The organism is Streptomyces sp. CB02414 (assembly GCF_001905385.1).
Lineage (GTDB): Bacteria > Actinomycetota > Actinomycetes > Streptomycetales > Streptomycetaceae > Streptomyces.
The window spans coordinates 29,106-55,458 of sequence record NZ_LIPF01000003.1 but is presented as its reverse complement, the minus strand read 5'-3'; the positions used below and the strand labels follow the sequence as shown (position 1 = coordinate 55,458).

Below are 26,353 nucleotides of genomic sequence, written 5' to 3'. Positions count from 1 at the left end.
GCACCCCCCCCACCGCCCCACCGTCCCCCCTCCCCACGACGTACGGGACAATCGGAGCATTGGACAGAACCACGGGGAGGAACCGTGTCCGGATTCGTCGAAAAGCCCGAGCCGCTCCAGGTTCCGGGTCTGGTGCATCTGCACACCGGCAAGGTGCGCGAGCTGTACCGGAACGAGGCGGGCGACCTCGTGATGGTCGCCAGCGACCGCATCTCCGCCTACGACTGGGTGCTGCCGACCGAGATCCCCGACAAGGGCCGGGTCCTCACCCAGCTCTCCCTGTGGTGGTTCGAGCAGCTCGCCGACCTGGCCCCGAACCACGTCCTGAGCACCGAGCTCCCCCCGGGCGCCCCCGCCGACTGGGAGGGCCGCGCCCTGGTCTGCAAGTCCCTGCGGATGGTCCCCGTGGAGTGCGTGGCCCGCGGCTACCTCACCGGCTCCGGGCTGGCCGAGTACGACGAGACCCGTACCGTCTGCGGCCTCGCCCTCCCCGAGGGCCTCGTCGACGGCTCGGAGCTGCCCGCCCCGATCTTCACCCCGGCCACCAAGGCCGAGGTCGGCGAGCACGACGAGAACGTCTCCTACGAGGAGGTGGCCCGCCAGGTCGGCGCGGACACCGCGGCCCGCCTCCGCCAGGCCACCCTCGCCGTCTACTCCCGCGCCCGGGACGTCGCCCGCGAACGTGGCATCGTGCTGGCCGACACCAAGTTCGAGTTCGGCCTCGACGGCGACGACCTGATCCTCGCCGACGAGGTGCTCACCCCGGACTCCTCCCGCTTCTGGCCGGCCGACCAGTGGCAGCCGGGCCGCGCGCAGCCGTCGTACGACAAGCAGTTCGTCCGGGACTGGCTGACCTCGGCGGAGTCCGGCTGGGACCGGAAGAGCGAGCAGCCCCCGCCGCCGCTGCCCCGGCAGGTCGTGGACGCGACCCGCGCCAAGTACGTGGAGGCCTACGAGCGTCTGACCGGCCTCGGCTGGTCGTAGGACGGACCGCAGGCACGAAGAAGCCCCCGGCCGGGACCGGGGGCTTCCTCATGTGGAGCGAACGACGAGGTTCGAACTCGCGACCTCAACCTTGGCAAGGTTGCGCTCTACCAACTGAGCTACGTTCGCACTCCGCGCCGTGGATTTCTCCGTGGCGCGACAGCCACTATACCCAACCCCGCTCCCTCGCGAGCCGCACCGCCGCGTGCCGGTTCTCCGCGCCGAGTTTGCTCGCGGCCGACGACAGGTAGTTCCGCACGGTCCCCTCGGCGAGCGCGGCCCGCTCGGCGATCTCCGCGACGGGCGCCCCGTCGGCGGCGTGCTCCAGCACCTCGGCCTCCCGCGCGGTCAGCGGCGAGTCCCCGGCGGAGATCGCGTCGGCCGCCAACTCGGGGTCGACGTAACGGTTTCCGGCGTGCACGGTGCGGATCAGCTCGGCGAGCCGCTGGGCGCTGACCGTCTTGGGCACGAAGCCGCGCACCCCCGCCGCGAGCGCCCGCTTCAGATGGCCGGGCCGCCCGTGACTGGTCACGATCAGCACCCGGCAGGCGGGCAGCTCGGCCCGCAGGGATGTGGCGACCTTCACACCGTCCGCGCCGGGCATCTGGAGATCGAGCACGGCGACGTCCGGTTCGTGGGCCCGCGCCATCGCCAGCGCCTCCGGCCCGGTGGCCGCCTCGGCGACCACGGTGAGGTCCTCCTCCAGCGAGAGCAGGGCGGCCAGCGCCCCGCGGATGAGGTGCTCGTCGTCCGCGAGCAGTACCCGTACGGGAGTCGTCACGACGCGGCCTCCAGCACGGCCGCCCCGGCAGCCGGCGGCAGCGGCACCTCGGCGGTGAGCCGGAACACGCCCTTGCCGACGCTCCCGGCCTCCAGCGTGCCGTCCACGGCGGCCAGCCGCTCCCGCAGTCCCGCGAGCCCGGAGCCGCCCGGCCGCGCGGCGCCGCCGGCCTCGGTCACCTCCGCCACGCCGTCGTTCTCCACCGTCAGCACCGCACGTCCCTCCGAAACTCGTACCGCCACGGCACACTTCTGCGCGTTCCCGTGCCGCAGCACATTGGTCGTCGCCTCCCGCACCACCCAGCCGAGCGCCGACTGCACTTCCGCGGGCAGCCCGGCCGTCTCGCCGGTGACCTCCGAGTCGATGCCGGCCGCCGAGAGCACGCCCCGGGCACCGGCCAGCTCGACCTCCAGGGCGGCCTCCCGGTAGCCGCGCACGACGTCCCGGACCTCCCGCTGGGACTCCTGGGCGATGCGCTGCACCTCGATCATCTGCTCCACGGCCTCGGGCCGGCCGCGCCGGGACAGCTGGACGGCCAGTTCGCTCTTGAGGGCGATCACCGCCAGGTTCCGTCCCATCACGTCGTGCAGGTCCCGGCCGAACCGCAGCCGTTCCTCGGCGACGGCGAGCCGGGTGCGGGTCTCCCGCGCCTCGTCCAGCTGGTAGACCGCGTTGAGCAGCCACACGGAGAACACGCAGGTGAAGGAGATGAAGCCGCCGCCCACGAGCACCACGCCCGCGGTGAACAGCGCGGCGGTGCCCGGAACGCCCAGCACGAGCGACAGGGCTCCGGCTCCGGCCGCGACACCGAGGACGAGCGCGGCCGTGTGCCGGTGGCTGCGCACCCCGAGGGCGAGGACACCGGACCCGATGGTCACGACACACCCGAAGACGCCACCCGCCGCCGCGGCGGCGGCGTCGTTGTCCGGCCCGCGCTTGGCGAAGGTGAGCGCGGCGGCGGCGATCACCAGGGTGAGGACGGCGAGGATCCACAGCAGCCGCACGGGCTTCTTCCGCAGGCCGAGCTCCCAGTCCAGGGTCCGGGACGCGACCACCATGAGGACGACGGCGTGCGCGGTGACCGCCAGGAGGAGCACGGCCGCGAGCCGCGCGTCGACCTGACTGAACGCGGACACCCCTGCGGCGGCTATCTCCGCGAGCCCGAAGAAGTGGAACGACCACCGCGTGTACGTCTCCACCTTCGCCGGCGTGCTCTTCCGCCCCCACCAGCGCCTCGGCCTGCGCATGCCCTCGCTCATCCCGTTCGCCCCGCTCGTCAGTGCCGCGGCTCCCACCGGAACCGCCGCCGTACAGCAAACACCGCGACCACGGTCCAGGCCACCGCCGTCGCCACGGCGCCCAGCGCCTCGTAGGCCGAGAGGTCACCCGCCCAGCCGCCGCGGACCAGGGTGACGACGGGCGTCAGCGGCAGCAGCTCGCAGACGGAGGCCACCTGGTCGGGGAAGAGGTCCAGCGGCACGAACATGCCGGAGCCGATCATCGAGACGAACGTGAACGGCAGCGGTGTGACCTGCGCGCTCTCGCCGGTGCGGGTGAAACTCGCGGTGACGGCGGCGAGCGCGGCGCACATCACGAGGCCCAGCAGCAGGCCGAGGACGGCGAGGTGGGGCGCGGACGGCGCGGACAGGTCCAGCAGGACGGCACAGCCCACGGCGAGCAGCAGGCTCTGCACGAGTCCGGCGAGCACGGCCGGCATCGCGGAGCCGCTGAGGATCTCGACGTCCCGCAGTTCGCCGGTGCGCAGCCGCTTGAGGACGAGCTCCTCGCGCCGGACGACGAAGACGCCGACGAGGGAGGAGTAGACGGCGAACAGCAGGGAGAAGCCGACCGCGGCGGGCAGCACCAGCATGCCGGGGGTCAGCCCGGCCTCGGCGAGGTCCATCTCCTGGGACGCCGAGTGCACGCTGAGCGGCAGCACCAGCGGCACGAACAGCGAAGCGAAGACGGTGCCCTTGTTCCGTCCCATCAGGGTCATTTCGGCACGGGCGAGCGCCGTCATCCGGCTGATCGGCGTGGTGGCCGGGCCCTTGGCGGCGCGCGCCCCGGGGGCCTTGGTCTCCGTGGCGCTCATGCCGCGTACTCCTTCTTCGTCGTGGCGTCGGAGGCCTGCGCGGAAGCGCTCCGCGCGGAGGCGTCCGTCCCGGAGGCCTCCTTCGCGATCCTGAGGAACGCCTCCTCCAGGGACGCGGACCGCACGTCCAGGCGGCGCAGCTCGACGCCGGTCCGTTCGGCCCAGGTCAGCAGCCCGGTGGCCGCGCGCTGGAGCTCGCGGGTGCGGAGCCGGATCAGCCGGCCGTCCACCTCGTGGTCGCTCACGCCCAGCTCGCCGAGCGGCGGCAGGTCGCCCACGAAGTAGCCGTCGGGCAGTTCGAAGGTGATCCGGGACGGCTGCGAGGCGGTCACCTCCGCCGGGGTGCCGGTGGCGGCGATCCGGCCCTCGTGCATGATCGCGAGCCGGTCGGCGAGGTTCTCGGCCTCCTCCAGGTAGTGCGTGGTCAGCAGTACCGTCGTACCGGCGTCGCGCAGCGCGCTCACCAACTCCCAGGTCGCCCGGCGGCCTTCGGCGTCCAGTCCGGTGCTGGGCTCGTCGAGGAAGAGCACCTCGGGGTCGCCGAGCAGCGCGAGCGCCAGATCCAGGCGGCGCCGCTGGCCCCCGGAGAGCTGCTTCACGCGGACGTTGGCCTTCGACTCCAGTCCGACCAGGGAAAGCACTTCGGCCGGCGGACGGGCCCCGCTCACGCACCCCGCCCACATCCGCGCGGTCTCCGTGACGGTCAGCTCGGACGGGAAGCCGCCCTCCTGGAGCATGACCCCGGTGCGGGGGCGTACGGCGGCCCGCTCGGTGTACGGGTCGTGCCCGAGGACACGCACCCGCCCGCCGGCCGGAGCGGCGAGGCCCTCCAGCAGTTCGACCGTGGACGTCTTGCCGGCGCCGTTGGTGCCGAGCAGTGCGAAGACCTCACCGCGGCGCACGGAGAAGTCGATCCCCCGTACGGCCTCGAACCCGCCCCCGTACACACGCCGCAGGTCGGTGACCTCAATCACGTGTTCGTGTCCGTTTGATTGCATGCCTCAAGCATCCCGGGGCGCCGGGGCTCGGAACAGTGCGGGCCGTCACCACCGGGCATGACAAATGTCAGACGGAGGCCGCTCGCGGGAGTCGTACCGGACACACGAGAAGACCCCGGTCCACAGAGGACCGGGGTCTGATTCCCGAGCGGACGACGAGGCTCGAACTCGCGACCTCAACCTTGGCAAGGTTGCGCTCTACCAACTGAGCTACGTCCGCATTGCCCCCGACCGGCCTTCACCGATCGGTGCGAGCACCAGCCTACCTGATCCAATCGAGTGGCCGGTACGGCGATGCAGAGCGGGTGACAGGAATTGCACACTGCGCCTTCCCCCTGGAAGGGGGATGTTCTACTACTGAACTACACCCGCATGTTCCGTGAGCTGGGCCTTTCGGCCTCGCCCCTCGGCGTGCTCCAGACTTTAGCTGATCACCCGGGGTGCCGCGCAAGTCGGTTGACGCGAGGGGCGGCTGAGCGCCCGTCGGCCCCTCCTGGCCGGGGGCGGCTCACTGCGTCGCGGCTCACTGCGCCGCGGCGAACGCCTCGTACACCCGCTTCGGGATCCGGCCCCGCGCGGGCACGTCCATCTTGTTCGCCTGCGCCCACGCGCGGACCGCCGCCGGGTCGGGGGCGACCTCCGTCTGCCGGTACGCCTTGCCGGACCGGGACCGCTTGCGGCCGGCCGACACGTACGGCTCGAGGGCCGTCCGCAGTTTCCGGGCATTCGCTTCGTTCAGGTCGATCTCGTACATCCGGCCGTCGACTCCGAAGGCGATCGTCTCCGCCGCTTCCGAGCCGTCGATGTCGTCAAAGAGAGTGACCACGACACGCTGCGCCACGAATATCGGTCCCTTCGTGCGGCATCTCCGCGATGACGTGCCCGAACGTGCCAAGACGCCGCGATGATGCCGACTGTTCGCCTGTAATTGGGCAAAGTATCGGCTAATGACATTTCATTTGTACAGTGCCCGGCATTGCAATGGGAAGCCCGACTAAATCTCTCAGCGTGTCTGTGCGCAATAGATGGCGGAGGTTGATCCGGGATCTTTCCCGAAGCTTTTCGTGGCGGCCCCGTTCCGATACCCGATCGTGACTGGGGTCACGTACTTTCCTCCAAGGCTACGCGCGTAGAAATTTTGTACGGGTAGTCTGAAGGAACCTGCTCAGCACCACACACCGGGAGTGCCAGTGGCACGCGTCGTAGTCGACGTCATGCTCAAGCCGGAGATCCTCGACCCCCAGGGCCAGGCGGTGCAGCGCGCACTGCCGCGACTGGGTTTCGAAGGGATCTCGGACGTCCGTCAGGGAAAGCGATTCGAACTGGAAGTGGACGGGCCGGTCGACGACGCCGCCCTCGCCCGCATCCATGATCTTGCGGAATCCTTCCTCGCCAACACCGTGATCGAGGACTTCACCGTCAAGGTCGAGTCCGAGGACGTAGTCGCGGAGGCCGCGAAGTGACCGCTCGTATTGGCGTCGTCACTTTCCCCGGCTCTCTCGACGACCGCGACACGCAGCGCGCGATCCGCGTCGCCGGCGCGGAACCCGTCGCCCTCTGGCACAAGGACAAGGACCTCAAGCAGGTCGACGCCGTGGTGCTCTGCGGTGGTTTCTCGTACGGCGACTATCTGCGCGCCGGCGCCATCGCGCGCTTCTCGCCGGTGATGGACACCGTCATCGACCAGGCCAGGGCCGGGCTTCCGGTCCTCGGCATCTGCAACGGCTTCCAGATCCTCACCGAGGCGCACCTGCTCCCCGGCGGCATGCTGGGCAACGACCACCTGCACTTCATCTGCCGCGACCAGAAGCTGCGGGTGGAGAACGCGGGCACCGCCTGGACCAGCGACTACACCGCCGGCCAGGAGATCCACATCCCGCTGAAGAACATGGACGGCCGGTACGTCGCCGACCAGCGGACGCTGGACGAGCTGGAGGCCGAAGGGCGCGTCGCCTTCCGGTACCTGGACATGAACCCCAACGGCTCGCTCAACGACATCGCCGGCATCACCAACGCCGCCGGGAACGTCGTCGGCCTCATGCCGCACCCCGAGCACGCCGTCGAGCCGCTGATCGGCACCGGCCGCACCGACGGCCTCCCGTTCTTCACCTCGATCCTCAAGAAGCTGGTCAACGCATGAGCCGGACGCCTCTGGACACGGTCGAGCACGCGGCCGAGACCCCCGACGTCGAGCTGCCCTGGGCCGAGCTGGGCCTGAAGAAGGACGAGTACGAGAGGGTCGTGGAGATCCTCGGCCGCCGCCCCACCGGCGCGGAGCTGGCCATGTACTCGGTGATGTGGTCCGAGCACTGCTCGTACAAGAGCAGCAAGGTCCACCTGCGCCAGTTCGGCGAGAAGGCCCCCGAGTCCGACGCGATGCTCGTCGGCATCGGCGAGAACGCCGGTGTCGTCGACGTCGGCCAGGGCTACGCGGTCACCTTCAAGGTCGAGTCGCACAACCACCCCTCCTACGTGGAGCCCTACCAGGGCGCGGCCACGGGTGTCGGCGGCATCGTCCGCGACATCATCGCGATGGGCGCGCGTCCGGTCGCGGTCGTGGACCCCCTGCGCTTCGGCGCCGCGGACCACCCCGACACCAAGCGCGTCCTCCCGGGCGTCGTCGCCGGCATCGGCGGCTACGGCAACTGCCTGGGCCTGCCCAACATCGGCGGCGAGGTCGTCTTCGACGCCTGCTACCAGGGCAACCCGCTGGTCAACGCCGGTGCCATCGGCGTCATGCGGCACGAGGACATCCACCTCGCCAAGGCGTCCGGCGCGGGCAACAAGGTCATCCTGTACGGGGCCCGCACGGGCGGCGACGGCATCGGCGGCGCGTCGATCCTGGCCTCCGAGACCTTCGACGACGCGAAGCCCTCCAAGCGCCCCGCCGTCCAGGTCGGCGACCCCTTCCAGGAGAAGCTCCTCATCGAGTGCACCCTGGAGGCGTTCAAGGAGAAGCTGGTCGTCGGCATCCAGGACCTGGGCGCGGCGGGCCTGTCCTGCGCCACGTCCGAGCTGGCGTCGAACGGCTCCGGCGGCATGCGCGTCACCCTGGACGACGTCCCGCTGCGCGACTCGACCCTCTCGCCCGAGGAAATCCTCATGAGCGAGTCGCAGGAACGCATGTGCGCGGTCGTCGAGCCCGGCAAGGTCGACCGCTTCCTGGAGATCTGCGAGAAGTGGGACGTCATCGCCACCGTCATCGGTGAGGTGACCGACGGCGACCGGCTGGAGATCTACTGGCACGGCGGCAAGATCGTCGACGTGGACCCGCGCACGGTCGCGCACGAGGGCCCGGTCTACGAGCGCCCCTACGCCCGCCCGTCCTGGCAGGACGAGCTCCAGGCGGACGACGCGAACAAGCTGCCGCGCCCGCAGACGTCCGACGAGCTGAAGGACCAGGTCCTGAAGCTGGTCGGCTCGCCCAACCAGGCGTCCAAGCAGTGGATCACCCAGCAGTACGACCACTTCGTGCAGGGCAACACCGTCCTCGCCCAGCCCGAGGACTCGGGCATGATCCGCGTGGACGAGGAGAGCGGCCTCGGCGTCGCCATCGCCACCGACGGCAACGGCCGCTACGCCAAGCTCGACCCGTACACGGGCGCGCAGCTGGCCTTGGCGGAGGCGTACCGCAACGTGGCGACGACCGGTGCCAAGCCCCTCGCGGTCTCCGACTGCCTGAACTTCGGCTCGCCGGAGGACCCGGCGGTGATGTGGCAGTTCGCGGAGGCCGTGCGCGGCCTGGCCGACGGCTGCCAGCAGCTCGGCACCCCGGTCACGGGCGGCAACGTCTCGCTCTACAACCAGACCGGCGAGGCCGCCATCCACCCCACCCCGGTGGTCGCGGTCCTCGGCGTCATCGACGACGTGGCCCGCCGCACGCCGGTGGCCTTCCAGGAGGAGGGCCAGCTGCTGTACCTCCTCGGCGACACGCGTGAGGAGTTCGGCGGCTCGGCCTGGTCCCAGGTCGTCCACGACCACCTCGGCGGTCTGCCCCCGAAGGTCGACCTGGAGCGCGAACGCCTCCTCGGCGAGATCCTGATCTCCGCCTCCCGCGACGGCATGATCGACTCCGCGCACGACCTGTCCGACGGCGGCCTGGTCCAGGCGGTCGTCGAGTCGGCGCTGCTCGGCGGCAAGGGCGCGCGGCTGGTCGTACCGGACGGGCTGGACGCCTTCACCTTCCTCTTCTCGGAGTCGGCGGGCCGCGCGGTCGTCGCCGTCCCGCGCTCGGAGGAGGTCCGCTTCAACGACATGTGCGGTGCGCGGGGCCTGCCGGCCACCCGCATCGGCGTGGTGGACGGGGACGCGGTGGAGGTCCAGGGCGAGTTCACGCTGCCCCTGGATCAGCTGCGCACGGCGCACGAGGGGACGATCCCGGCGCTGCTCGCGTAGCAGTTCCGCACGGCCGAGGTCCCGTCCGCTTCCGGGCGGGACCTCGTCGTCTCATCGCACGTAGGTCTTGAGGACCTCGGTGTCGAGTTGGATGCCGACCGGGTCGGGGAGGATCACCGTCTCGCCGAACTTGGCGACTCGGACGTGGCGGTAGCCACCGACCTGCCGGTCCGGGTGACTGTGCACCGAGAGGGTGCAGGCTTCCGGGTCGATCAAGAGGTACACGGGGATACCGGCCTGCCCGTACGCGGCCGGCTTCTCGTGCCGGTCCCGTCGGTCCGTGTCCGAGTCGTACGAGGTGACCTCGACGACCATGAGCGCTCCGGCAGGGTCGGCCCACTCACCGTGCCCCGCGAAGTGGGCCTCGGGCGCGAGCACGGCGTCCGGCCGTGCCCTGCTCTGCCCGTACGCGTCGATCCGAAGGCCTTGCGTGCCGTACAGATCCAAATCGGGCCTGGCCTGCATACAGCGCTTGGCCAGCCAGGACACGATGCTGTTGTGGTCCCCGTCCGTCACCGGCTTGACCTCGATCCGTCCGTCGATGAACTCCAACGTGACGGTCTCGGGAGCGGCGGACGCGATCGTTTCGAACTCGTCCACCGTCATCTGAGACGTGTGCTCGGCCATAGCCGTCATGCTGCACCTCCTTCCAGGCGCGGACCAGTGTTTCGGGGGCCCGGCGCTTCGCGTGCGGTTTTCGCTCCCGGACACACGTACGGGTGACTGTGCGCCCGCACCCCCGCATAAGCTCCCCGCATGCCCGCAGCCAAGAAGCGTGCCCGCGCCTACGACCCCGCCCGCACCCGCACCGCCGTGCTGGCCCAGTTCGGCAACGTACGGGCGGCCGTCCGCGCCCTCACCCCCGAACAGCTGGCCCTGCCGACCCGGCTCGGCGACTGGACCGTGCGGGAGCTGGTGGCGCACGCCGGGATGGCGCTGACGGCCGTGGACCGGCTGCTCGGGGAGCCCGAGCCCGCGCGGCAGGACGGGCGGCTGCTCGACTGGCCGTTCGCGATCGCCGCCGACGCGGACGCCATCGCCGCCACCGCCCGGCGCCTCGCGGCCGAGCACCCCGACCTCGACGCCCACCTCGCCGACGTCGAGCGCCGCTTCACCGACCGCCTCGACACCCACCCCGGCACCCGGCTGCTGCCCACCAGCGCCGGCGCCCTCCCGCTGGCCGACTACGTGGTCACCCGCACCGTCGAGCTGGTCGTCCACACCGACGACCTGAACGCCGCCGTGCCCGGCCTCGACATCGCGTACGACCGGCAGGCGCTGGCCGCCGCGACCCGGCTGCTCGCGGACGCGCTCGCCGTGAAGGCGCCCGGCGGCTCGACCGAGGTGCGCGTCCCGCCGTACGCCGTCGTGCAGTGCGTGGAGGGTCCGCGGCACACCCGGGGCACCCCGCCGAACGTCGTCGAGACCGACCCGCTGACCTGGGTGCGGCTGGCGGCCGGGCGGCTGGCCTGGAAGGACGCCGTGGCCGACGCGAAGGTGAGCGCGAGCGGGGAGCGGGCCGACCTGGGAGGCCTGCTGCCCTTGCTCAGGTGAGCGGAAGAGGGGAACCAGATCCTCCGCGCCTCCGTCGAATCGGCATGTACAGGCAGAAGCAGCAGCGCAGCGTTTCCCTGACCGGGCGCACCAAGCCCCTGACCGTGGCCGCCGTCGCCGTGCTCGTGCCGCTCGCCGCGGCCTGCGGCACCGAGAAGGCCGACGGCGGCAGCGGCTCCGTCGGCGCCGGCACATCCGTCACCGGCGTCCAGTGGAGCATCGACTCCGTCACCGTGGACGGCGCCACCCACAAGGCCCCCGACTCCGCGCGGGTCCGTATGGACGACGGCGGTGAGGCGTCCGGCAGCACCGGCTGCAACACCTTCAGCGCCCGCGCCGACGTCGACGGCGAGCGCGTCCGGCTCCGCGACGCCATGTTCACCGAGAAGGGCTGCACGGACACGCCCCCGGACTTCGAGAAGAGCCTGGGACGGGCCCTCGCCGCCGACCTCACCGCCGAGACCGAGGGCGACCGCCTGACCCTCACCACCGCCGACGGCGACACCGTCCGCCTCAGCAAACCGAAGGACGCCTCCCTGTACGGCACGAAGTGGGCCTTCTCGGTCCCCGGCCGGCAGGGCAGCGCCCACCTCACCTTCGACAAGGACGCGCAGACCGTCGCGGGCCGCCTCCCCTGCAACCACGTCAACGCGAAGGCCACGGTCGGCGACGGCCGGATCACCCTGGGCGCCCCGGCGACGACCCGAATGATGTGCGAAGGCTCACTCATGGACGCCGAGAAGCGGATCCTGGGCTTCTTCGAGGGCCGGGTCGAATACCGCATCGATCATGGAAGCCTGACGCTGACCAGGGAAGACGGAAAGAGTCTCGAGGCCTGGGCCGATCAGTGATCCACTCGTGAGCCGTTGTCCCCAATTCGGACCAGTGGTCGACCTCGCCTACACTCGGAGGCGTGCCACGTGGTGACGGTCGACTCAATCACGATCTGCTTCCCGGCGAGAAGGGCCCCCAGGACGCTTGCGGCGTCTTCGGTGTCTGGGCTCCGGGTGAAGAGGTCGCAAAGCTCACGTACTTCGGGCTCTACGCCCTCCAGCATCGGGGTCAGGAATCCGCGGGAATCGCGGTCAGCAACGGCTCCCAGATCCTCGTCTTCAAGGACATGGGCCTGGTGTCCCAGGTCTTCGACGAGACCTCGCTCGGTTCGCTCCAGGGTCACATCGCGGTCGGTCACGCCCGCTACTCGACCACCGGCGCCTCCGTGTGGGAGAACGCCCAGCCGACGTTCCGCGCCACCGCGCAGGGCTCCATCGCGCTCGGGCACAACGGCAACCTCGTCAACACCGCCCAGCTCGCCGAGCTGGTCGCCGACCTGCCCAAGCAGGACGGCCGCTCCACGCGGGTCGCGGCGACCAACGACACCGACCTGCTGACCGCGCTGCTCGCGGCCCAGGTCGACGACGACGGCAAGCCGCTGACCATCGAGGAGGCCGCCCACCGGGTGCTTCCCCAGGTCATGGGCGCCTTCTCCCTCGTCTTCATGGACGAGCACACCCTCTACGCCGCCCGCGACCCGCAGGGCATCCGCCCGCTGGTCCTCGGCCGGCTGGAGCGCGGCTGGGTGGTCGCCTCCGAGTCCGCCGCCCTGGACATCTGCGGTGCCGCGTACGTCCGCGAGATCGAGCCGGGCGAGTTCGTCGCCATCGACGAGAACGGCCTGCGCACTTCGCGATTCGCGGAAGCGAAGCCCAAGGGCTGTGTCTTCGAGTACGTGTACCTGGCCCGCCCCGACACCGACATCGCCGGGCGGAACGTGTACCTCTCGCGCGTCGAGATGGGCCGCAAGCTGGCCAAGGAGGCCCCCGCCGAGGCCGACCTGGTCATAGCGACCCCGGAGTCCGGCACGCCCGCCGCGATCGGGTACGCCGAGGCCTCCGGCATCCCCTTCGGCAACGGCCTGGTGAAGAACGCCTACGTCGGCCGCACCTTCATCCAGCCCTCGCAGACCATCCGCCAGCTCGGCATCCGCCTGAAGCTGAACCCCCTGAAGGAAGTCATCAAGGGCAAGCGGCTGGTCGTCGTCGACGACTCCATCGTCCGCGGCAACACCCAGCGGGCCCTGGTCCGCATGCTCCGCGAGGCCGGCGCCGCCGAGGTCCACATCCGGATCTCCTCCCCGCCGGTGAAGTGGCCCTGCTTCTTCGGCATCGACTTCGCCACCCGCGCCGAGCTCATCGCCAACGGCATGAGCATCGACGAGATCGGCACCTCGCTCGGCGCCGACTCCCTGGCGTACATCTCCATCGACGGCATGATCGAGGCGACCACCATCGCCAAGCCGAACCTGTGCCGCGCCTGCTTCGACGGCGAGTACCCGATGGAGCTCCCCGACCCCGAGCTGCTCGGCAAGCAGCTCCTGGAGACCGAGCTGGCCGCCGGGCCCGCCGCGACGGCCGCCGCCGACGCCATCCGTCGCCCGTAGCGCCGCCCGCACCACCTGCCGTACGACACAAAGGTTCTCATCGTCATGTCTGACACAACTGGTGCCAGCTACGCAGCCGCGGGCGTCGACATCGAGGCGGGCGACCGCGCCGTCGAGCTCATGAAGGAATGGGTGAAGAAGACCCGGCGCCCCGAGGTCCTCGGCGGCCTCGGCGGCTTCGCCGGCCTCTTCGACGCCTCCGCCCTCAAGAACTACGAGCGTCCCCTGCTCGCCTCCGCCACCGACGGCGTCGGCACCAAGGTGGACATCGCCCGGCAGCTGGGCGTCTACGACACCATCGGCCACGACCTGGTCGCCATGGTCATGGACGACATCGTGGTCTGCGGCGCCGAGCCGCTGTTCATGACCGACTACATCTGCGTCGGCAAGGTCCACCCCGAGCGCGTCGCCGCGATCGTGAAGGGCATCGCCGAGGGCTGTGTCCTGGCCGGGTGCGCCCTGGTCGGCGGCGAGACGGCCGAGCACCCGGGCCTGCTCGGCGCGGACGACTTCGACGTCGCCGGCGCCGGTACGGGCGTCGTGGAGGCCGACCGGCTGCTCGGCCCCGACCGCATCCGCAAGGGTGACGCGGTCGTTGCCATGGCCGCCTCCGGTCTTCACTCGAACGGGTACTCGCTCGTCCGCCACGTCCTGCTGAACGAGGCGGGCCTGTCGCTCGACGCCCACCTGGACGGCCTCGGCCGCACCCTCGGCGAGGAGCTGCTGGAGCCCACCAAGATCTACTCCCTGGACTGCCTGGCCCTCACCCGCACCACCGAGGTCCACGCCTTCAGCCACGTCACCGGCGGCGGCCTCGCCGCCAACCTGGCCCGTGTGATCCCCGACGGCCTGCACGCGACCGTCGACCGCTCCACCTGGACCCCGGGCGCGATCTTCGATCTCGTCGGTACGACGGGCAAGGTCGAGCGCCTGGAGCTGGAGAAGACCCTGAACATGGGTGTGGGCATGATCGCGATCGTGCCCGAGGAGTCGACGGACGTGGCACTGGCGACCCTGGCCGACCGCGGCGTGGACGCCTGGGTGGCCGGCGAGATCACCGACCGCGGCGACCACGGGACCGGCGCGGCCCTCGTCGGCGACTACGCCGCCTGAGCCGCTGCGGTACCCGCGGGTAGCACAGAACCCGGTCGGTGACCTGAGTCACCGACCGGGCGGGTGTTCAGTGCGAGGTCAAGCGCCGCGACGTTGCTGCGGGGACTGGCCGTCCTCGTCCTCGTCGTCGTCCTCGTAGAGGTCGGCGTACTTCGCGTACACGTCATCCTCTTGCTCATCGTCCTCGAAATGCTCGCCATTCGGCGGTTGTGCATTCGACGGCGATGCGCCCAGCTCCTCGGCCAGGCGGGAGAGATCAGTCCCACCGCTGTTGTACTTCAGCTGGCGGGCGACCTTCGTCTGCTTGGCCTTGGCCCGGCCGCGCCCCATGGCTCGACCCCCTCAACGACGGGGCTCGACGGCCCCAGAGTCTTGACACGCGTTCATGGTCCGGAACGGGCTCTCCGTGGAGAGACCGGTCCGTAGGGCTTCCACGGTACCTGAGCCCACGCCCATACGGTACGTCGCCCACAGGACGTGACCACGTCCAGGACCGTCGAGGCGCCCCGTCCTCGCTGGTCAAGGGCGATTTTAACCACCTTTCGACGGTCGACCCGCCGGGATAAGTGAGAGTTCTCTCCAACCGCTCCCCGGCGGGTACCGCTCATACATTCGAATACCGGCCGCGCGGAGCACCGTCGAGGTGCCCCGCGGTCACCGCCCGGTCACCGACGGGTCCGTGCCTCCGCCATCCGCTGCTCGGCGATCCGGTCGGCCGCGGCGGCCGGCGGGATACCGTCTTCCTTCGCACGTGCGAATATGGCCAGCGTGGTGTCGTAGATCTTCGCTGCCTTCGCCTTGCACCGGTCGAAGTCGAAGCCGTGCAGCTCGTCGGCGACCTGGATGACCCCGCCGGCGTTCACCACGTAGTCCGGCGCGTAGAGGATGCCGCGGTCGGCGAGGTCCTTCTCCACACCCGGGTGGGCGAGCTGGTTGTTGGCGGCGCCGCACACCACCTTGGCGGTCAGGACCGGCACGGTGTCGTCGTTCAGCGCACCGCCGAGCGCGCACGGGGCGTAGATGTCCAGGTTCTCCACCCGGATCAGCGCGTCCGTGTCGGCGACGGCGACCACCGACGGGTGCCGCTCGGTGATGGAGCGCACCACGTCCTTGCGCACGTCGGTGATGACGACGTGCGCCCCCTCGGCGAGCAGGTGCTCGACCAGGTGGTGGCCGACCTTGCCGACGCCCGCGATGCCGACGGTGCGGTCGCGCAGCGTCGGATCGCCCCACAGGTGCTGGGCGGCGGCCCGCATGCCCTGGTAGACGCCGAAGGAGGTCAGGACGGATGAGTCGCCGGCGCCGCCGTTCTCGGGGGAGCGGCCGGTCGTCCAGCGGCACTCGCGGGCCACGACGTCCATGTCGGCGACGTATGTGCCGACGTCGCAGGCGGTGACGTAGCGCCCGCCGAGCGAGGCGACGAACCGGCCGTAGGCGAGCAGCAGTTCCTCGCTCTTGATCTGCTCCGGGTCGCCGATGATCACGGCCTTGCCGCCGCCGTGCTCGAGGCCGGCCATGGCGTTCTTGTACGACATCCCGCGCGCGAGGTTCAGCGCGTCGGCGACGGCGTCCGCCTCGTTCGCGTACGGGTAGAAGCGCGTACCGCCGAGCGCGGGGCCCAGGGCGGTGGAGTGGATGGCGATGACGGCCTTGAGGCCGCTGGCGCGGTCCTGGCAGAGCACGACTTGCTCATGTCCCCCCTGGTCCGAGTGGAACAGGGTGTGCAGTACATCAGCAGGTGCGCCGGTTACGTCGGTCACGGTGGTGACTCCTGTGTAGTTGCGGCGGGTGGAGACCTGTCCCCAAGGGGTGGCGGGGACTGTGGCACGAGATTAGAGCCTGGAGGCGTCCCCCCGCCGCACAGTGCTCAGGATCACCTCCGCACGGAGTACGGGCGTGCGACGATTTGCCGAGGTTCCCGCGCGTTTGTGATCGGTTCCGGCAGGTTTTCGGGGCGGTGCGCGGGGGAGGGAGCAGGCGTGCCCAAGGTGTCCTCGGTGATCGTCCCCTACGCGGCGTACCTGCGCGTGTACGAGCCGCTGGCCGCGTTCCCCGACGACGAGCGCGCCCACTGGACCCGTTACGCCCGCCGCACCGACCTGCCCTCCTACCAGGACGAGCTGCGCCGCTCCCTGGCCGACCTGCTGCCCACCCCGCCCGTCGCGGTGCCGGTGCACGAGAGCGCCGACGCCTTCGTGACCGAGGTGGACGGCGTGGTCTGCGTCTGCCCGTGGCGGACCCGGCTGCGCGGCTGGCAGGCCCTGGGCGAGCTGGCCGAGGACTTCCCGGAGCCGGTGCTGGACGCCCTGCTGCCCCCGGTCGTACGCCGCCAGAGCGCCCAGGACTACGAGCGGTGGCTGGAGCGCAACCCGGACGCCCGCCCCTGGATCCGCACCGCCACCTGGCAGGTGCCGATCAACTGGTTCGTGCTGGTCTCCGACGCCGAGCGGGAGTACGACAAGGGCGGCGACGGGGACGGTGGTGCCGCGCCGGTGCTGCGCTACCGGACGCCGATGGTGCAGGCCCGCCGGCGAGTGGCGCGGGGGCTGCGGGCGCTCAAGGAGGCGGTGGACGAGGGGCCGCTCATCGACGGCCTGGTGGACGTGGGGCGCTGGCTGGAGGAGTTCCACCCGCGCTCCCTGGTCGAGCTGGACTACGGAGGGCTCGTGCACGCCGTGCCCGCCGGTGAGTTGGAGGACGACCACTCCGCGGCGGACGTGGCCGAGGGCATCGAGGCGCTGCGGCACGGCGACGGGGCCGCGGCGGGGGCGGCGTACGGGCGGCTGGTGGAGCGTTGGCGCGCGGTCCGGGACCGCCGGTCGGCGAACTGACGTTTGACGTACCGCCCGATGTGAGGTTTCGTCTTCCGATCCGACACTCGCCCGGTGTGGGCTGATGTTTTGTCGACAAGGGACGTAGGTCCCGATCCGGGCGTATGCGTCAAGCGTGACGGACCGCACGTACATCACTCTTGCGCCCGTTCCCCCTCCTCATGCCAAAATAGGACAAGGAGCCCGGGGAGGGCTCGTTCCGTCCCATTGTGATGCACTGTGGGCGGAATCCTGGGTTTGCACGCTTTGGGGGGTCTGGTGACGCCTGATCGTCCTGTGACTGATCGTCACAGTGGCGTGACTGTCCGCTATGGCATGGTCCATCGGCTTCCGTCGCTGATGAACACCTGGGAGGGCAATTCCATCGGTTTGGCCGACGCGGCTGGACAGATGGTGTAGTTGTAGTGCCGAGGACAAGCCGTTCGTCCTATAACCGACTCGACTCGCGTCTCTCATTCCGGGCAACGCGGGTCAAGGTGCAGAATTTAGAGGAAAGAACCGAGAAGGTTCGGTTCTCCCGAGGAGGCCGCTCATGACCGCTCGCACCCCTGATGCCGAGCCGCTGCTGACCCCGGCTGAGGTCGCCACCATGTTCCGCGTCGACCCGAAGACGGTCACGCGCTGGGCGAAGGCCGGCAAGCTCACGTCGATCCGCACGCTCGGCGGGCATCGCCGCTACCGCGAGGCCGAGGTCCGCGCCCTGCTCGCGGGCATCCCGCAGCAGCGCAGCGAGGCCTGAACAACTGAATAACCGGGCAAAACGGCAGGTCCCCCAACCTGCCGAGGCGCTCGGAACCACAGCTCCACACGACGCCGTTCCTGCCCCAACAGGGGTGCGTCGTGGATCGCGCTGGACTCCGCCGGGTCCAGCGCGATCTCTTTTTTGTGCGGTCCTGTGCCTGGTGAGGGGCCGTGTGCCGCCCTCTGTGAGCGCCCTTGTCGGAGTCTGGGGAGGGGTGTCGGAACGGCTGTGCGGGGGCTGCGGGGAGACTGGGGAGAGTGGTGCAATTGCACATATTAAATTGACCAGTTGTAGGGGAGCCGTAAGTGCCACGGTTTCAAAAACTCATGCGGTGACACCCGTCACAGCGCGCGGTGCTTGTTGGGTGCGGCACGGGTGCGTTAATGGAGGCCCGCGCTCCAGAAGGCCGGTGTGGCAAGGGTGTTGGGGTCGGCGGACTTCACGCCGGCGACGCGGTCTCGCCCTCGACGCCCTCTTGACGGCCCGTCGGGGGCTGTGGGGCGGGCGAGTCCATCGCCAGCCGCAGCAGCCGGTGGCAGATCGGACAGTGGCGTGTCAGGTGACGGTAGGACGACGCGGCCGACAGGTGCGCGCGGAGCAGCGCCCGCGTCTCGTGCCTGACCGATGCCGCCATACGCCACCTCCGGGGCCGTGCGGGGACGTTCCCTGTCTTTGAAGTACCGAGCGAATGTGACGCCGTCAAGGCCGGGAGAGGGGCACTGAGGGCTTTTTGGGGGGCGTGGGGCGGAACACGTCAGGGGAGCACGAGAAGAGGCCCGCACCATTCGGTGCGGGCCTCTTGTAACTGCGGTCCTGACGGGATTTGAACCCGCGGCCTCCACCTTGACAGGGTGGCGAGCACTCCAAACTGCTCCACAGGACCAGGTTTCGCGGCGCTTTTCTTGCGTTGCGCTGCGAGAAGAGACTGTACAGGAGGGGGAGCCCCGGGTCGAACTCACCCTCCGTGCACGCCTCGTCACACCGGTTGGCTACGGCGCCAGCGCGTCGATCGCCTTCACGATCCGCTTGTCGGAGACGGGGTACGCCGTGCCCAGGGCGTGCGCGAAGTAGCTGACCCGCAGCTCCTCGATCATCCAGCGCACGTCCAGGACCTGCTGCGGCACCGGCCGGCCCCGCGGCATCTGCTCCAGCAGCCACGCGTACTCGTCCCGCATCTCGTGGACCTTCTCCATCCGGGAGGTGTCCCGCTGGACGCCGGTCGGCATCTGCTGCAGCCTCCGGTCCGCGGCGACCAGATAGCGCATCAGGTCCGGCAGCCGCCTGATCCCCGCCTCCGTCACGAAGCCCGGCTTCACCAGCGCGTCCAGCTGGCCCCGCACGTCCTGGAGGTTCGCCAGCAGCGCGGGGCTCCGGACGGCCTTCAGGCGCCGCTCGCACGCCTGCCAGGCCGCCAGCACCTGCTGCACCTGCCCCACCGTGCGCACGGTCGTGTCGACGATCTCCGCGCGGACCTTGTCGTAGAGCTTCCGGTACGACTCCTCGTCCCACGCCGGGCCGCCGAAGTCGGCGATCAGCTTGTCCGCCGCCGCCATGGCGCAGTCGTCGAACAGCGCCTGGATGGAACCGTGCGGATTCGCGGACAGGTTCAGCTTCTGCTGGTTGGTCAGCTTCTCGGACGCGAACTTCGCCGGATTGACCGGGATGTTGCGCAGGATCAGCCGGCGGGTGCCCTTCCACATCGCCTGCGCCTGCTCGGCCTCGGTGTCGAAGAGCCGCACGGACACGGTGTCGCCGTCGTCGACCAGCGCCGGGTACGCCTTCACCGGCTGACCCGCCCGGCGCGTCTCGAAGACCCGGGACAGGGTGCCGATCGTCCAGTCGGCCACACCGGAGCGCTCCAGCGACTCGCCGCCACTGCGCACGGCGGTGGCCGCCGCGGCCTGCGACAGCGCCTTGCGCGCCTTCGGCTTCAGCCGGAGCTTCAGCGCCTCGAGATCCTTGTCCTCGGCCAGCTTGCGCCGCCGCTCGTCGACGATCCGGAACGTGACCCTGAGGTGGTCGGGGACCTTCGCCCAGTCGAAGTCCTCCGCGTCGAAGGGCACCCCCACCATGCGCTTCAGCTCCCGCGCCATGGTCACCGTCAGCGGCTCCTGGAGCGGTACCGCCCGCTGAAGGAACTTCTGCGCGTAGTTCGGGGCCGGGACGTAGTTGCGGCGGATCGGCTTCGGCAGCGACCGGATCAGCTCCGTGACCACCTGCTCCCTGAGCCCCGGGATCTGCCAGTCGAAGCCCTCGTCCGTCACCTGGTTCAGCACCTGGAGCGGCACGTGGACGGTCACGCCGTCCGCGTCCGCGCCCGGCTCGAACTGGTACGTCACCCGGAGCTTCAGCGGCCCCTGCCGCCAGGAGTCCGGGTAGTCGTCCTTGGTGACCGCGCCCGCCTTCTCGTTGATGAGCATCTCGCGCTCGAAGTCGAGAAAGTCGGGCTGCTCGTGCCGCTTGTGCTTCCACCACGAGTCGAAGTGGGCGCCCGAGACGACGTGTTCGGGCACCCGCTGGTCGTAGAAGTCGTACAGCGTCTCGTCGTCGACCAGGATGTCCCGGCGGCGGGCGCGGTGCTCCAGCTCCTCGACCTCGGTCAGCAGCCTGCGGTTGTCCGCGAAGAACTTGTGGTGCGTACGCCAGTCGCCCTCGACCAGGGCGTTGCGGATGAACAGCTCGCGGCTGACCTCCGGGTCGATCCGCCCGTAGTTCACCTTGCGCTGCGCCACGATCGGCACGCCGTACAGCGTCACCTTCTCGTACGCCATCACGGCCGCCTGGTCCTTCTCCCAGTGCGGCTCGCTGTACGTCCGCTTGAGCAGGTGCCCCGCGAGCGGCTCGACCCACTCCGGTTCGATCTTCGCGTTGACGCGGGCCCAGAGCCGGGAGGTCTCCACCAGCTCGGCCGACATCACGAACCGCGGGGGCTTCTTGAAGAGCGCGGAACCCGGGAAGATCGCGAACTTGGCGTTCCGTGCCCCCAGGTACTCGTTCTTCGCGCCCTCCTTCACGTCCTTCATGCCGATGTGGGAGAGCAGGCCCGCCAGCAGCGACACGTGGATGCGGTCCTCGGGGGCGTCTTGCTCGTCGAGGTGGATGCCCATCTGCTTGGCGACCGTGCGCAGCTGCGTGTAGATGTCCTGCCACTCGCGGATGCGCAGGAAGTTGAGGTACTCCTGCTTGCACATCCGGCGGAAGGACGACGAACCGCGCTCCTTCTGCTGCTCGCGCACGTACCGCCACAGGTTCAGGAACGCCAGGAAGTCGCTGGTCTCGTCCTTGAAGCGGGCGTGCTGCTGGTCCGCCTGCGCCTGCTTCTCCGCCGGCCGCTCCCGGGGGTCCTGGATGGACAGCGCCGCCGCTATGACCATGACCTCGCGGACACAGCCGTTCTTGTCGGCCTCCAGCACCATCCGGGCCAGCCGCGGGTCCACGGGCAGCTGCGCCAGCTTGCGGCCGGTGTCGGTGAGCCGCTTGCGTACGTCCTTCTGCGCGGGGTCGAGCGCGCCCAGCTCCTGGAGGAGCTGCACGCCGTCCCGGATGTTGCGGTGGTCCGGCGGGTCGATGAACGGGAACTTCTCGATGTCGCCGAGACCGGCCGCGGTCATCTGGAGGATGACGGAGGCCAGGTTGGTCCGCAGGATCTCCGCGTCCGTGAACTCCGGCCGCGCCTCGAAGTCGTCCTCGGAGTACAGCCGGATGCAGATGCCGTCGGACGTACGGCCGCAGCGGCCCTTGCGCTGGTTGGCGCTGGCCTGCGAGACCGGCTCGATCGGCAGCCGCTGCACCTTGGTGCGGTGGCTGTAGCGGGAGATCCGGGCGAAGCCGGGGTCGATGACGTACTTGATGCCGGGCACGGTCAGCGAGGTCTCGGCGACGTTGGTCGCCAGAACGATCCTGCGCCCGGTGTGCTGCTGGAAGACCCGGTGCTGCTCGGCGTGCGAGAGCCGCGCGTACAGCGGCAGTACTTCCGTGAATCTGTATTTCTTCTTCTCCAGCGCGTCCGCCGTGTCCCGGATCTCGCGCTCACCGGAGAGGAAGACGAGGATGTCGCCCTTCCCCTCGCCCATCAGCTCCTCGACGGCATCGGTGATCGCGGTGATCTGGTCCCGGTCGGCGTCGTCCCCGTCCTCTTCGAGGAGCGGCCGGTACCGCACCTCCACGGGGTACGTCCGCCCGCTGACCTCGACGATCGGCGCGTCACCGAAGTGCCGGGAGAACCGCTCCGGGTCGATGGTCGCCGAGGTGATGACGACCTTCAGGTCCGGGCGCTTCGGCAGCAGCTGCGCCAGGTACCCCAGCAGGAAGTCGATGTTGAGGGACCGCTCGTGCGCCTCGTCGATGATGATCGTGTCGTAGGCGCGCAGCTCGCGGTCGGTCTGGATCTCGGCGAGCAGGATGCCGTCCGTCATCAGCTTGATGAAGGTGGCGTCCGGATTGACCTGGTCGGTGAACCGCACCTTCCAGCCCACGGCCTCACCGAGCGGCGTGTCCAGCTCGTCCGCCACCCGCTCGGCGACGGTGCGGGCGGCGATCCGCCGGGGCTGGGTGTGCCCGATCATGCCGCGCACGCCGCGCCCCAGCTCCACGCAGATCTTCGGGATCTGCGTGGTCTTGCCGGACCCGGTCTCACCGGCGACGATGACGACCTGATGATCACGGATGGCCGCCGCGATCTCGTCCTTCTTCTGGCTGACGGGCAGCTGCTCGGGATAGCTGACGGCGGGCACCCGCGCCCGACGCTCACCGACGCGCTGCTCGGCCTTGGCCACCTCCGCCTCGATCTCGGCGAGAACGGCGGCCCGGGCCTCCGGCTTACGGATCTTCCGCGCACCCTCCAGCCTCCGGCCGAGCCGGTGCGCGTCGCGCAGCGACAGCTCGGTCAGCCGAGGGGCGAGAGTGCCGAGAGTGGGGGCGGGATGCGTAGACATACGGCTTCCAGGATCTCATCCGACGGAAAAACCTGGCGAACGCTTTTGTCCGCCGGACAGCGGGCGGCACATGGGTGGTACACAACAAGGCCCCGATCCGAGGATCGGGGCCTTTGCTGTGGCTGGGGCCGGGGTCGAACCGGCGACCTATCGCTTTTCAGGCGATCGCTCGTACCAACTGAGCTACCCAGCCGCGAGGTTTCACGTGAAACCTCAGCGGTCCTGACGGGATTTGAACCCGCGGCCTCCACCTTGACAGGGTGGCGAGCACTCCAAACTGCTCCACAGGACCAAGCTTCGTACGACAGTGTCGCACATGTACTGCGTGCCCCCAACGGGATTCGAACCCGTGCTACCGCCTTGAAAGGGCGGCGTCCTAGGCCGCTAGACGATGAGGGCTATCGGCCCGCCTGGGCGCTTCTCAGCGCGTCGGGGACGTGAGAAGCATATGGGATGGCGGGAGGTATCGCCAAAACGGTTTACGGAGAGGACGGGGAAGGGGCGGCGGGCGTGGGGGTGCTTGCCGTGGACGAAGGGCCGGAACCGGTCGGGGACGGGGTCGCGCCGGGCTGGTTCTCCTTGGGGAGATGGCGGCTGACCTCGGCCGTCGTCAGACCCAGGCCACCGAGCTCGATCTCGTCCCACGCCTGGAGGCGCCGGCTGTCGCGGTCGAAGTAGAGGATCGACGCCTGGATGGGGTCGGGGTACTCGCCCTCGACCGCGCGCAGGCCGCTGCCGCCGGTGGAGCCCTCGATGCGCAGCCGGGTGCCGTACTCCATGACCTCCATGTCCTCGCGGTGCAGGTGGCCGGCGAGGACCAGCGGCACCTCGCCGTCGACCTCGCGGGCGGCGGACGGCTCGTGGGCGACGGCGATGTCGACCGGCGTGCCCGCCGCGCGCTGGTCGCGCAGGGCGGAGGCGAGGCGGGCACCGGCCAGTTCCTGGGACGCCTCGGCGCCGTCCGGCTTGGAGCGGTCGGGGGTGTACTGCGGATCGCCGATGCCGGCGAAGCGCAGGCCCGCGACCGTCCGGGCGCGGCCGTCGTCCAGGACGTGCACGTTCTCCAGGCCCTGGAGGTACTTCTGGGTGACGCGGGAGTCGTGGTTGCCGCGGACCCAGACGTAGGGGGCGCCGAGGTCCTCGATGGGGTCCAGGAAGCCGTTCTCCGCGGCCGTGCCGTGGTCCATGGTGTCGCCGGAGTCGACGATCACGTTCACCTGGTACTGCTCCACCAGCGAGGCGATGATCTTCCAGCTCGCCGGGTTCAGGTGGATGTCGGACACGTGCAGGACGCGGATCGTGGTCGGGTCGGGCTGGTAGGCGGGGAGCGTGGAGGTGGCGTCGTAGAGCTTGGTCACGTTCGTGACCAGGCGGGCCAGCTCCTTCTGGTAGACGTCGAACTCGGTGACGATGCTGCGTGCGTCGCCGACCAGGGAGGGCGCGGAGGAGAGCAGGCCGGAGAACTTCGGCTCCAGGACGGAGTCGGGGTTCCAGGTGGCGTAGGCGGTGCAGCCGGAGGCGACCAGGAGGGTGAGGGCGAGTCCGCCGGCGGCGAGGGCGCGCCGGGGGCGGCGGTAGACGGCGAGGCCGAGGGCGGTGGCGCCGGTGACGACGGCGACGCAGGAGCGGACGGCGAGATCGAGGGTGCCGCGTTCGACGTCCCGGGCGACCTCGTCCTGGAGGCCGGAGAGACGTTCGGGGTGGTCGACCAGTGCGGTGGCGCGCTCGGGGTCGAGCTGGTCGACGTTGACGTCGAGGCGGACGGGGGCCACGTGGCTGTCGAGCCGGAGGGCGCCCAGCGGGGAAACGTTGATCTTCGTGCCGCCGCTGACGGACGGGCGCAGGGTCATCGTGGTGTCCATGGGACCGACGGGCACACGGACGTCGCCCACGACCAGCAGGCCGAGCCAGGCCCCGAGCAGGACGACGGAGACGAGGCCGGCGGCGCGGGTCCAGGGGCTCGACCGGGGGCGTGACCGGGGGGCGAGCTCGACCGCCGTGGACGTCCGGCTGGTGCGGTGGCGGTGGCGGTGGATGAGGGCGCGCGGCGCGTTGCGGATGGGGTTCATCACCTCGGCCAGGACGTGCTGGACTGCGGCGGGGACGCGGGCCATTGGTCCCGTATGCCCAAGGCCCGGGGCGGGTATGCGGCGGGCTTCGGTGCGGTCTGTGTCGTACCCCACGGTCGTACCCGACAATGGGCCTGTGCTGGAGATGACGCGCGAGGAGTTCGAGGAACTCGTCGCAGAGGCCCTGGACCGGATTCCGCCGGAGCTGACGCGGCTGATGGACAACGTCGCGGTGTTCGTCGAGGACGAGCCGCCGGCCGACGATCCCGAGCTGCTCGGGCTGTACGAGGGGACGCCGCTGACGGAGCGCGGGGAGTGGTACGCGGGCGTGCTGCCGGACCGGATCACCATCTACCGGGGGCCGACGCTGCGGTTCTGCGAGACGCGCGAGGACGTGGTCGCGGAGACCGAGGTCACGGTGGTGCACGAGATCGCGCACCACTTCGGCATCGACGACGCGCGGCTGCACGCCCTCGGGTACGGGTGAGCGCCGTCGCCCGGCTCGGGTACGGCTGACGCGCTCGGGTCAAGGTCCGCGGGGCGCGGCGCGTGTCCTCTTGTGGGTGACGGGAGTTGGGCACGGCGACTCCTGAGCCCCGGAGGTGGCCGCCCGTGCGCCCCTTGTACGTACCCGTCCGTCTGGCCGCCACCGCCGTGGCCGTCGCCGCTGCCGCCGGCTGTATGAGCGTCGGCGACGACGCGACCGGCGGGGGCGCCAGGCCGTCGCACTCCGCCGGGGAGCAGGGCGGTGCGGTGCCGGACGGCGGGCCCGCCGTGTCGGGCGGCAACGTCGGTTACGGCGCGGCGGCGGCCGACGAGAAGCGCGGGCGCGGCAAGGGGAAGAAGGGCAAGGACGAGGACGACGCCAAGGGCGCGGGCAAGGGTGGTGGTGAGGGCGGGGAGCGGAAGGGCGAGTCCCCCGCCGCCGAGCCGCCCGCCGGTGTGACGCAGCCGCCGCCGGTGAAGGACGGGGACGACGAGCCCGCGCCGACGCGGACGCCGCCCGCGGAGCCGTCGCGGACGCCCGAGCCCGAGCCGACGCCGACCGAGGAGCCGCCCGCCTCGCCGTCGCCGGAGCCCTCGACGGCGGAGCCGTCGTCGTCGGCGCACGAGCCGCCGGGAACGCAGCTGGCGCAACGGGAGCCGGCGCCGACGGCCGGGGTACCGGCGTAGTGGACGGGGCCCGGCAGCCGGGCTGAGCTGGGCATGTGCTACTCGGCCGCTGATCGGTTTGCCTTCTGGGGTGGGGGGTGCGTATGGTGGTAGATCGTTTGATCCCATTTGCCCGGCGCCACCGCAGAGCGCGCCGTGTGGCGCGTACTCTCCCCCTGCCGTGGTGGACCGCATCGAGGCGGTCGTATTGCGAATCGCGATTCACGGAGTTGACGGGCGCGTGCCGACGAGAGACTCCGGAAGGTTT

Annotated in this window: 23 protein-coding genes and 7 tRNA genes; 12 read left to right on the top strand and 18 right to left on the bottom strand. The window is 70.5% G+C overall.

Annotated features, from left to right (window positions below):
* The first annotated feature begins 84 nt into the window (after positions 1-84).
* The gene (locus AMK11_RS11225; RefSeq protein ID WP_073725864.1) at positions 85-984 is read left to right on the top strand and encodes a phosphoribosylaminoimidazolesuccinocarboxamide synthase; all 900 of its coding nucleotides are present in this window, start codon (positions 85-87) and stop codon (positions 982-984) included.
* 53 nt (positions 985-1,037) lie between these two features.
* Here the strand turns inward: AMK11_RS11225 and AMK11_RS11220 are convergent.
* The 8 genes from AMK11_RS11220 to AMK11_RS11185 form a co-directional block, all read right to left on the bottom strand.
* Positions 1,038-1,113 (bottom strand) — tRNA-Gly (locus tag AMK11_RS11220).
* Positions 1,114-1,150: 37 nt separating this feature from the next.
* The gene (locus AMK11_RS11215) at positions 1,151-1,765 is read right to left on the bottom strand and encodes a response regulator transcription factor (protein WP_073725862.1); all 615 of its coding nucleotides are present in this window, start codon (positions 1,763-1,765) and stop codon (positions 1,151-1,153) included.
* On the bottom strand, positions 1,762-3,012 hold the full coding sequence (locus tag AMK11_RS11210; RefSeq protein WP_073726783.1) for a sensor histidine kinase: 1,251 nt from the start codon (positions 3,010-3,012) through the stop codon (positions 1,762-1,764). The genes AMK11_RS11215 and AMK11_RS11210 overlap by 4 nt, the downstream gene beginning before the upstream one ends.
* Positions 3,013-3,041: 29 nt before the next feature.
* Positions 3,042-3,857: an ABC transporter permease gene (locus AMK11_RS11205; RefSeq protein ID WP_073725860.1), complete on the bottom strand. Its 816-nt coding sequence runs from the start codon at positions 3,855-3,857 to the stop codon at positions 3,042-3,044.
* Positions 3,854-4,855 (bottom strand): ABC transporter ATP-binding protein, encoded by a 1,002-nt coding sequence (locus AMK11_RS11200; RefSeq protein ID WP_073725858.1) that lies wholly within the window; start codon positions 4,853-4,855, stop codon positions 3,854-3,856. Before AMK11_RS11200 ends, AMK11_RS11205 begins: the two co-directional genes overlap by 4 nt.
* Before the next feature lie 147 nt (positions 4,856-5,002).
* Positions 5,003-5,075: transfer RNA gene (locus AMK11_RS11195), tRNA-Gly, on the bottom strand.
* A gap of 80 nt (positions 5,076-5,155) precedes the next feature.
* Positions 5,156-5,227, bottom strand: a tRNA-Gly gene (locus AMK11_RS11190).
* 151 nt (positions 5,228-5,378) lie between these two features.
* Positions 5,379-5,696, bottom strand: coding sequence for a histone-like nucleoid-structuring protein Lsr2 (locus tag AMK11_RS11185; protein WP_073725856.1), 318 nt, complete (start codon positions 5,694-5,696; stop codon positions 5,379-5,381).
* Positions 5,697-6,045: 349 nt separating this feature from the next.
* On the opposite strand from AMK11_RS11185, the gene purS reads away from it, so the two are divergent.
* Genes purS through purL form a run of 3 tightly spaced genes read left to right on the top strand, consistent with a single transcriptional unit; the run spans position 6,046 to position 9,250 of the window.
* Entirely contained in the window at positions 6,046-6,318 is a 273-nt protein-coding gene (purS, locus tag AMK11_RS11180; protein ID WP_073725854.1) for a phosphoribosylformylglycinamidine synthase subunit PurS, read from the top strand.
* Positions 6,315-6,995, top strand: coding sequence for a phosphoribosylformylglycinamidine synthase subunit PurQ (gene purQ, locus AMK11_RS11175; protein WP_073725853.1), 681 nt, complete (start codon positions 6,315-6,317; stop codon positions 6,993-6,995). Before purS ends, purQ begins: the two co-directional genes overlap by 4 nt.
* Positions 6,992-9,250, top strand: coding sequence for a phosphoribosylformylglycinamidine synthase subunit PurL (gene purL / locus AMK11_RS11170; RefSeq protein ID WP_073725851.1), 2,259 nt, complete (start codon positions 6,992-6,994; stop codon positions 9,248-9,250). Before purQ ends, purL begins: the two co-directional genes overlap by 4 nt.
* 51 nt (positions 9,251-9,301) lie before the next feature.
* On the opposite strand, the gene AMK11_RS11165 is transcribed toward purL, so the two are convergent.
* Positions 9,302-9,886, bottom strand: a complete 585-nt coding sequence (locus AMK11_RS11165) for a Uma2 family endonuclease (RefSeq protein WP_073725849.1) — start codon at positions 9,884-9,886, stop codon at positions 9,302-9,304.
* A 120-nt stretch (positions 9,887-10,006) separates the two neighbouring features.
* Between AMK11_RS11165 and AMK11_RS11160 the strand changes: the two genes are divergently transcribed.
* From AMK11_RS11160 to purM, 4 genes are all read left to right on the top strand, one after another.
* Positions 10,007-10,804 (top strand): maleylpyruvate isomerase family mycothiol-dependent enzyme, encoded by a 798-nt coding sequence (locus tag AMK11_RS11160; protein WP_073725847.1) that lies wholly within the window; start codon positions 10,007-10,009, stop codon positions 10,802-10,804.
* Between the two features lie 44 nt (positions 10,805-10,848).
* A complete protein-coding gene (locus AMK11_RS11155; RefSeq protein WP_073725845.1) occupies positions 10,849-11,655 on the top strand; it encodes an META domain-containing protein in 807 nt (268 codons plus the stop codon).
* Between the two features lie 62 nt (positions 11,656-11,717).
* The gene (gene purF, locus AMK11_RS11150) at positions 11,718-13,244 is read left to right on the top strand and encodes an amidophosphoribosyltransferase (RefSeq protein ID WP_073725843.1); all 1,527 of its coding nucleotides are present in this window, start codon (positions 11,718-11,720) and stop codon (positions 13,242-13,244) included.
* A gap of 45 nt (positions 13,245-13,289) precedes the next feature.
* Positions 13,290-14,357 (top strand): phosphoribosylformylglycinamidine cyclo-ligase, encoded by a 1,068-nt coding sequence (gene purM / locus AMK11_RS11145; RefSeq protein ID WP_073725841.1) that lies wholly within the window; start codon positions 13,290-13,292, stop codon positions 14,355-14,357.
* 78 nt (positions 14,358-14,435) lie between these two features.
* On the opposite strand, the gene AMK11_RS11140 is transcribed toward purM, so the two are convergent.
* Together AMK11_RS11140 and AMK11_RS11135 are read right to left on the bottom strand one after the other, a co-directional pair.
* Positions 14,436-14,687 carry a DUF3073 domain-containing protein gene (locus tag AMK11_RS11140; RefSeq protein WP_073725839.1) on the bottom strand — a complete coding sequence of 84 codons (252 nt, stop codon included), beginning with the start codon at positions 14,685-14,687 and terminating at the stop codon, positions 14,436-14,438.
* A 335-nt stretch (positions 14,688-15,022) separates the two neighbouring features.
* Entirely contained in the window at positions 15,023-16,117 is a 1,095-nt protein-coding gene (locus tag AMK11_RS11135) for a Leu/Phe/Val dehydrogenase (protein WP_073725837.1), read from the bottom strand.
* A 219-nt stretch (positions 16,118-16,336) separates the two neighbouring features.
* On the opposite strand from AMK11_RS11135, the gene AMK11_RS11130 reads away from it, so the two are divergent.
* Together AMK11_RS11130 and bldC are read left to right on the top strand one after the other, a co-directional pair.
* On the top strand, positions 16,337-17,188 hold the full coding sequence (locus tag AMK11_RS11130) for a hypothetical protein (RefSeq protein WP_073725835.1): 852 nt from the start codon (positions 16,337-16,339) through the stop codon (positions 17,186-17,188).
* A gap of 532 nt (positions 17,189-17,720) precedes the next feature.
* Positions 17,721-17,927: a developmental transcriptional regulator BldC gene (gene bldC, locus AMK11_RS11125; RefSeq protein ID WP_003949541.1), complete on the top strand. Its 207-nt coding sequence runs from the start codon at positions 17,721-17,723 to the stop codon at positions 17,925-17,927.
* Between the two features lie 442 nt (positions 17,928-18,369).
* Here the strand turns inward: bldC and AMK11_RS11120 are convergent, their stop codons facing one another.
* From AMK11_RS11120 to AMK11_RS11090, 7 genes are all read right to left on the bottom strand, one after another.
* Positions 18,370-18,564 (bottom strand): DUF6274 family protein, encoded by a 195-nt coding sequence (locus AMK11_RS11120; protein ID WP_073725833.1) that lies wholly within the window; start codon positions 18,562-18,564, stop codon positions 18,370-18,372.
* Positions 18,565-18,738: 174 nt separating this feature from the next.
* Positions 18,739-18,813 (bottom strand) — tRNA-Asp (locus AMK11_RS11115).
* Between the two features lie 106 nt (positions 18,814-18,919).
* Entirely contained in the window at positions 18,920-22,864 is a 3,945-nt protein-coding gene (hrpA, locus tag AMK11_RS11110) for an ATP-dependent RNA helicase HrpA (RefSeq protein ID WP_073725831.1), read from the bottom strand.
* Between the two features lie 119 nt (positions 22,865-22,983).
* Positions 22,984-23,057, bottom strand: a tRNA-Phe gene (locus AMK11_RS11105).
* A 24-nt stretch (positions 23,058-23,081) separates the two neighbouring features.
* A tRNA-Asp gene (locus AMK11_RS11100) sits at positions 23,082-23,156 on the bottom strand.
* A gap of 34 nt (positions 23,157-23,190) precedes the next feature.
* Positions 23,191-23,263 (bottom strand) — tRNA-Glu (locus AMK11_RS11095).
* A gap of 80 nt (positions 23,264-23,343) precedes the next feature.
* Positions 23,344-24,978: a metallophosphoesterase family protein gene (locus AMK11_RS11090; RefSeq protein WP_073725829.1), complete on the bottom strand. Its 1,635-nt coding sequence runs from the start codon at positions 24,976-24,978 to the stop codon at positions 23,344-23,346.
* A gap of 91 nt (positions 24,979-25,069) precedes the next feature.
* On the opposite strand from AMK11_RS11090, the gene AMK11_RS11085 reads away from it, so the two are divergent.
* Together AMK11_RS11085 and AMK11_RS11080 are read left to right on the top strand one after the other, a co-directional pair.
* Positions 25,070-25,420, top strand: coding sequence for a metallopeptidase family protein (locus tag AMK11_RS11085; protein WP_043383624.1), 351 nt, complete (start codon positions 25,070-25,072; stop codon positions 25,418-25,420).
* A 125-nt stretch (positions 25,421-25,545) separates the two neighbouring features.
* Entirely contained in the window at positions 25,546-26,106 is a 561-nt protein-coding gene (locus AMK11_RS11080) for a hypothetical protein (RefSeq protein ID WP_073725827.1), read from the top strand.
* The last annotated feature ends 247 nt before the right edge of the window (positions 26,107-26,353 follow it).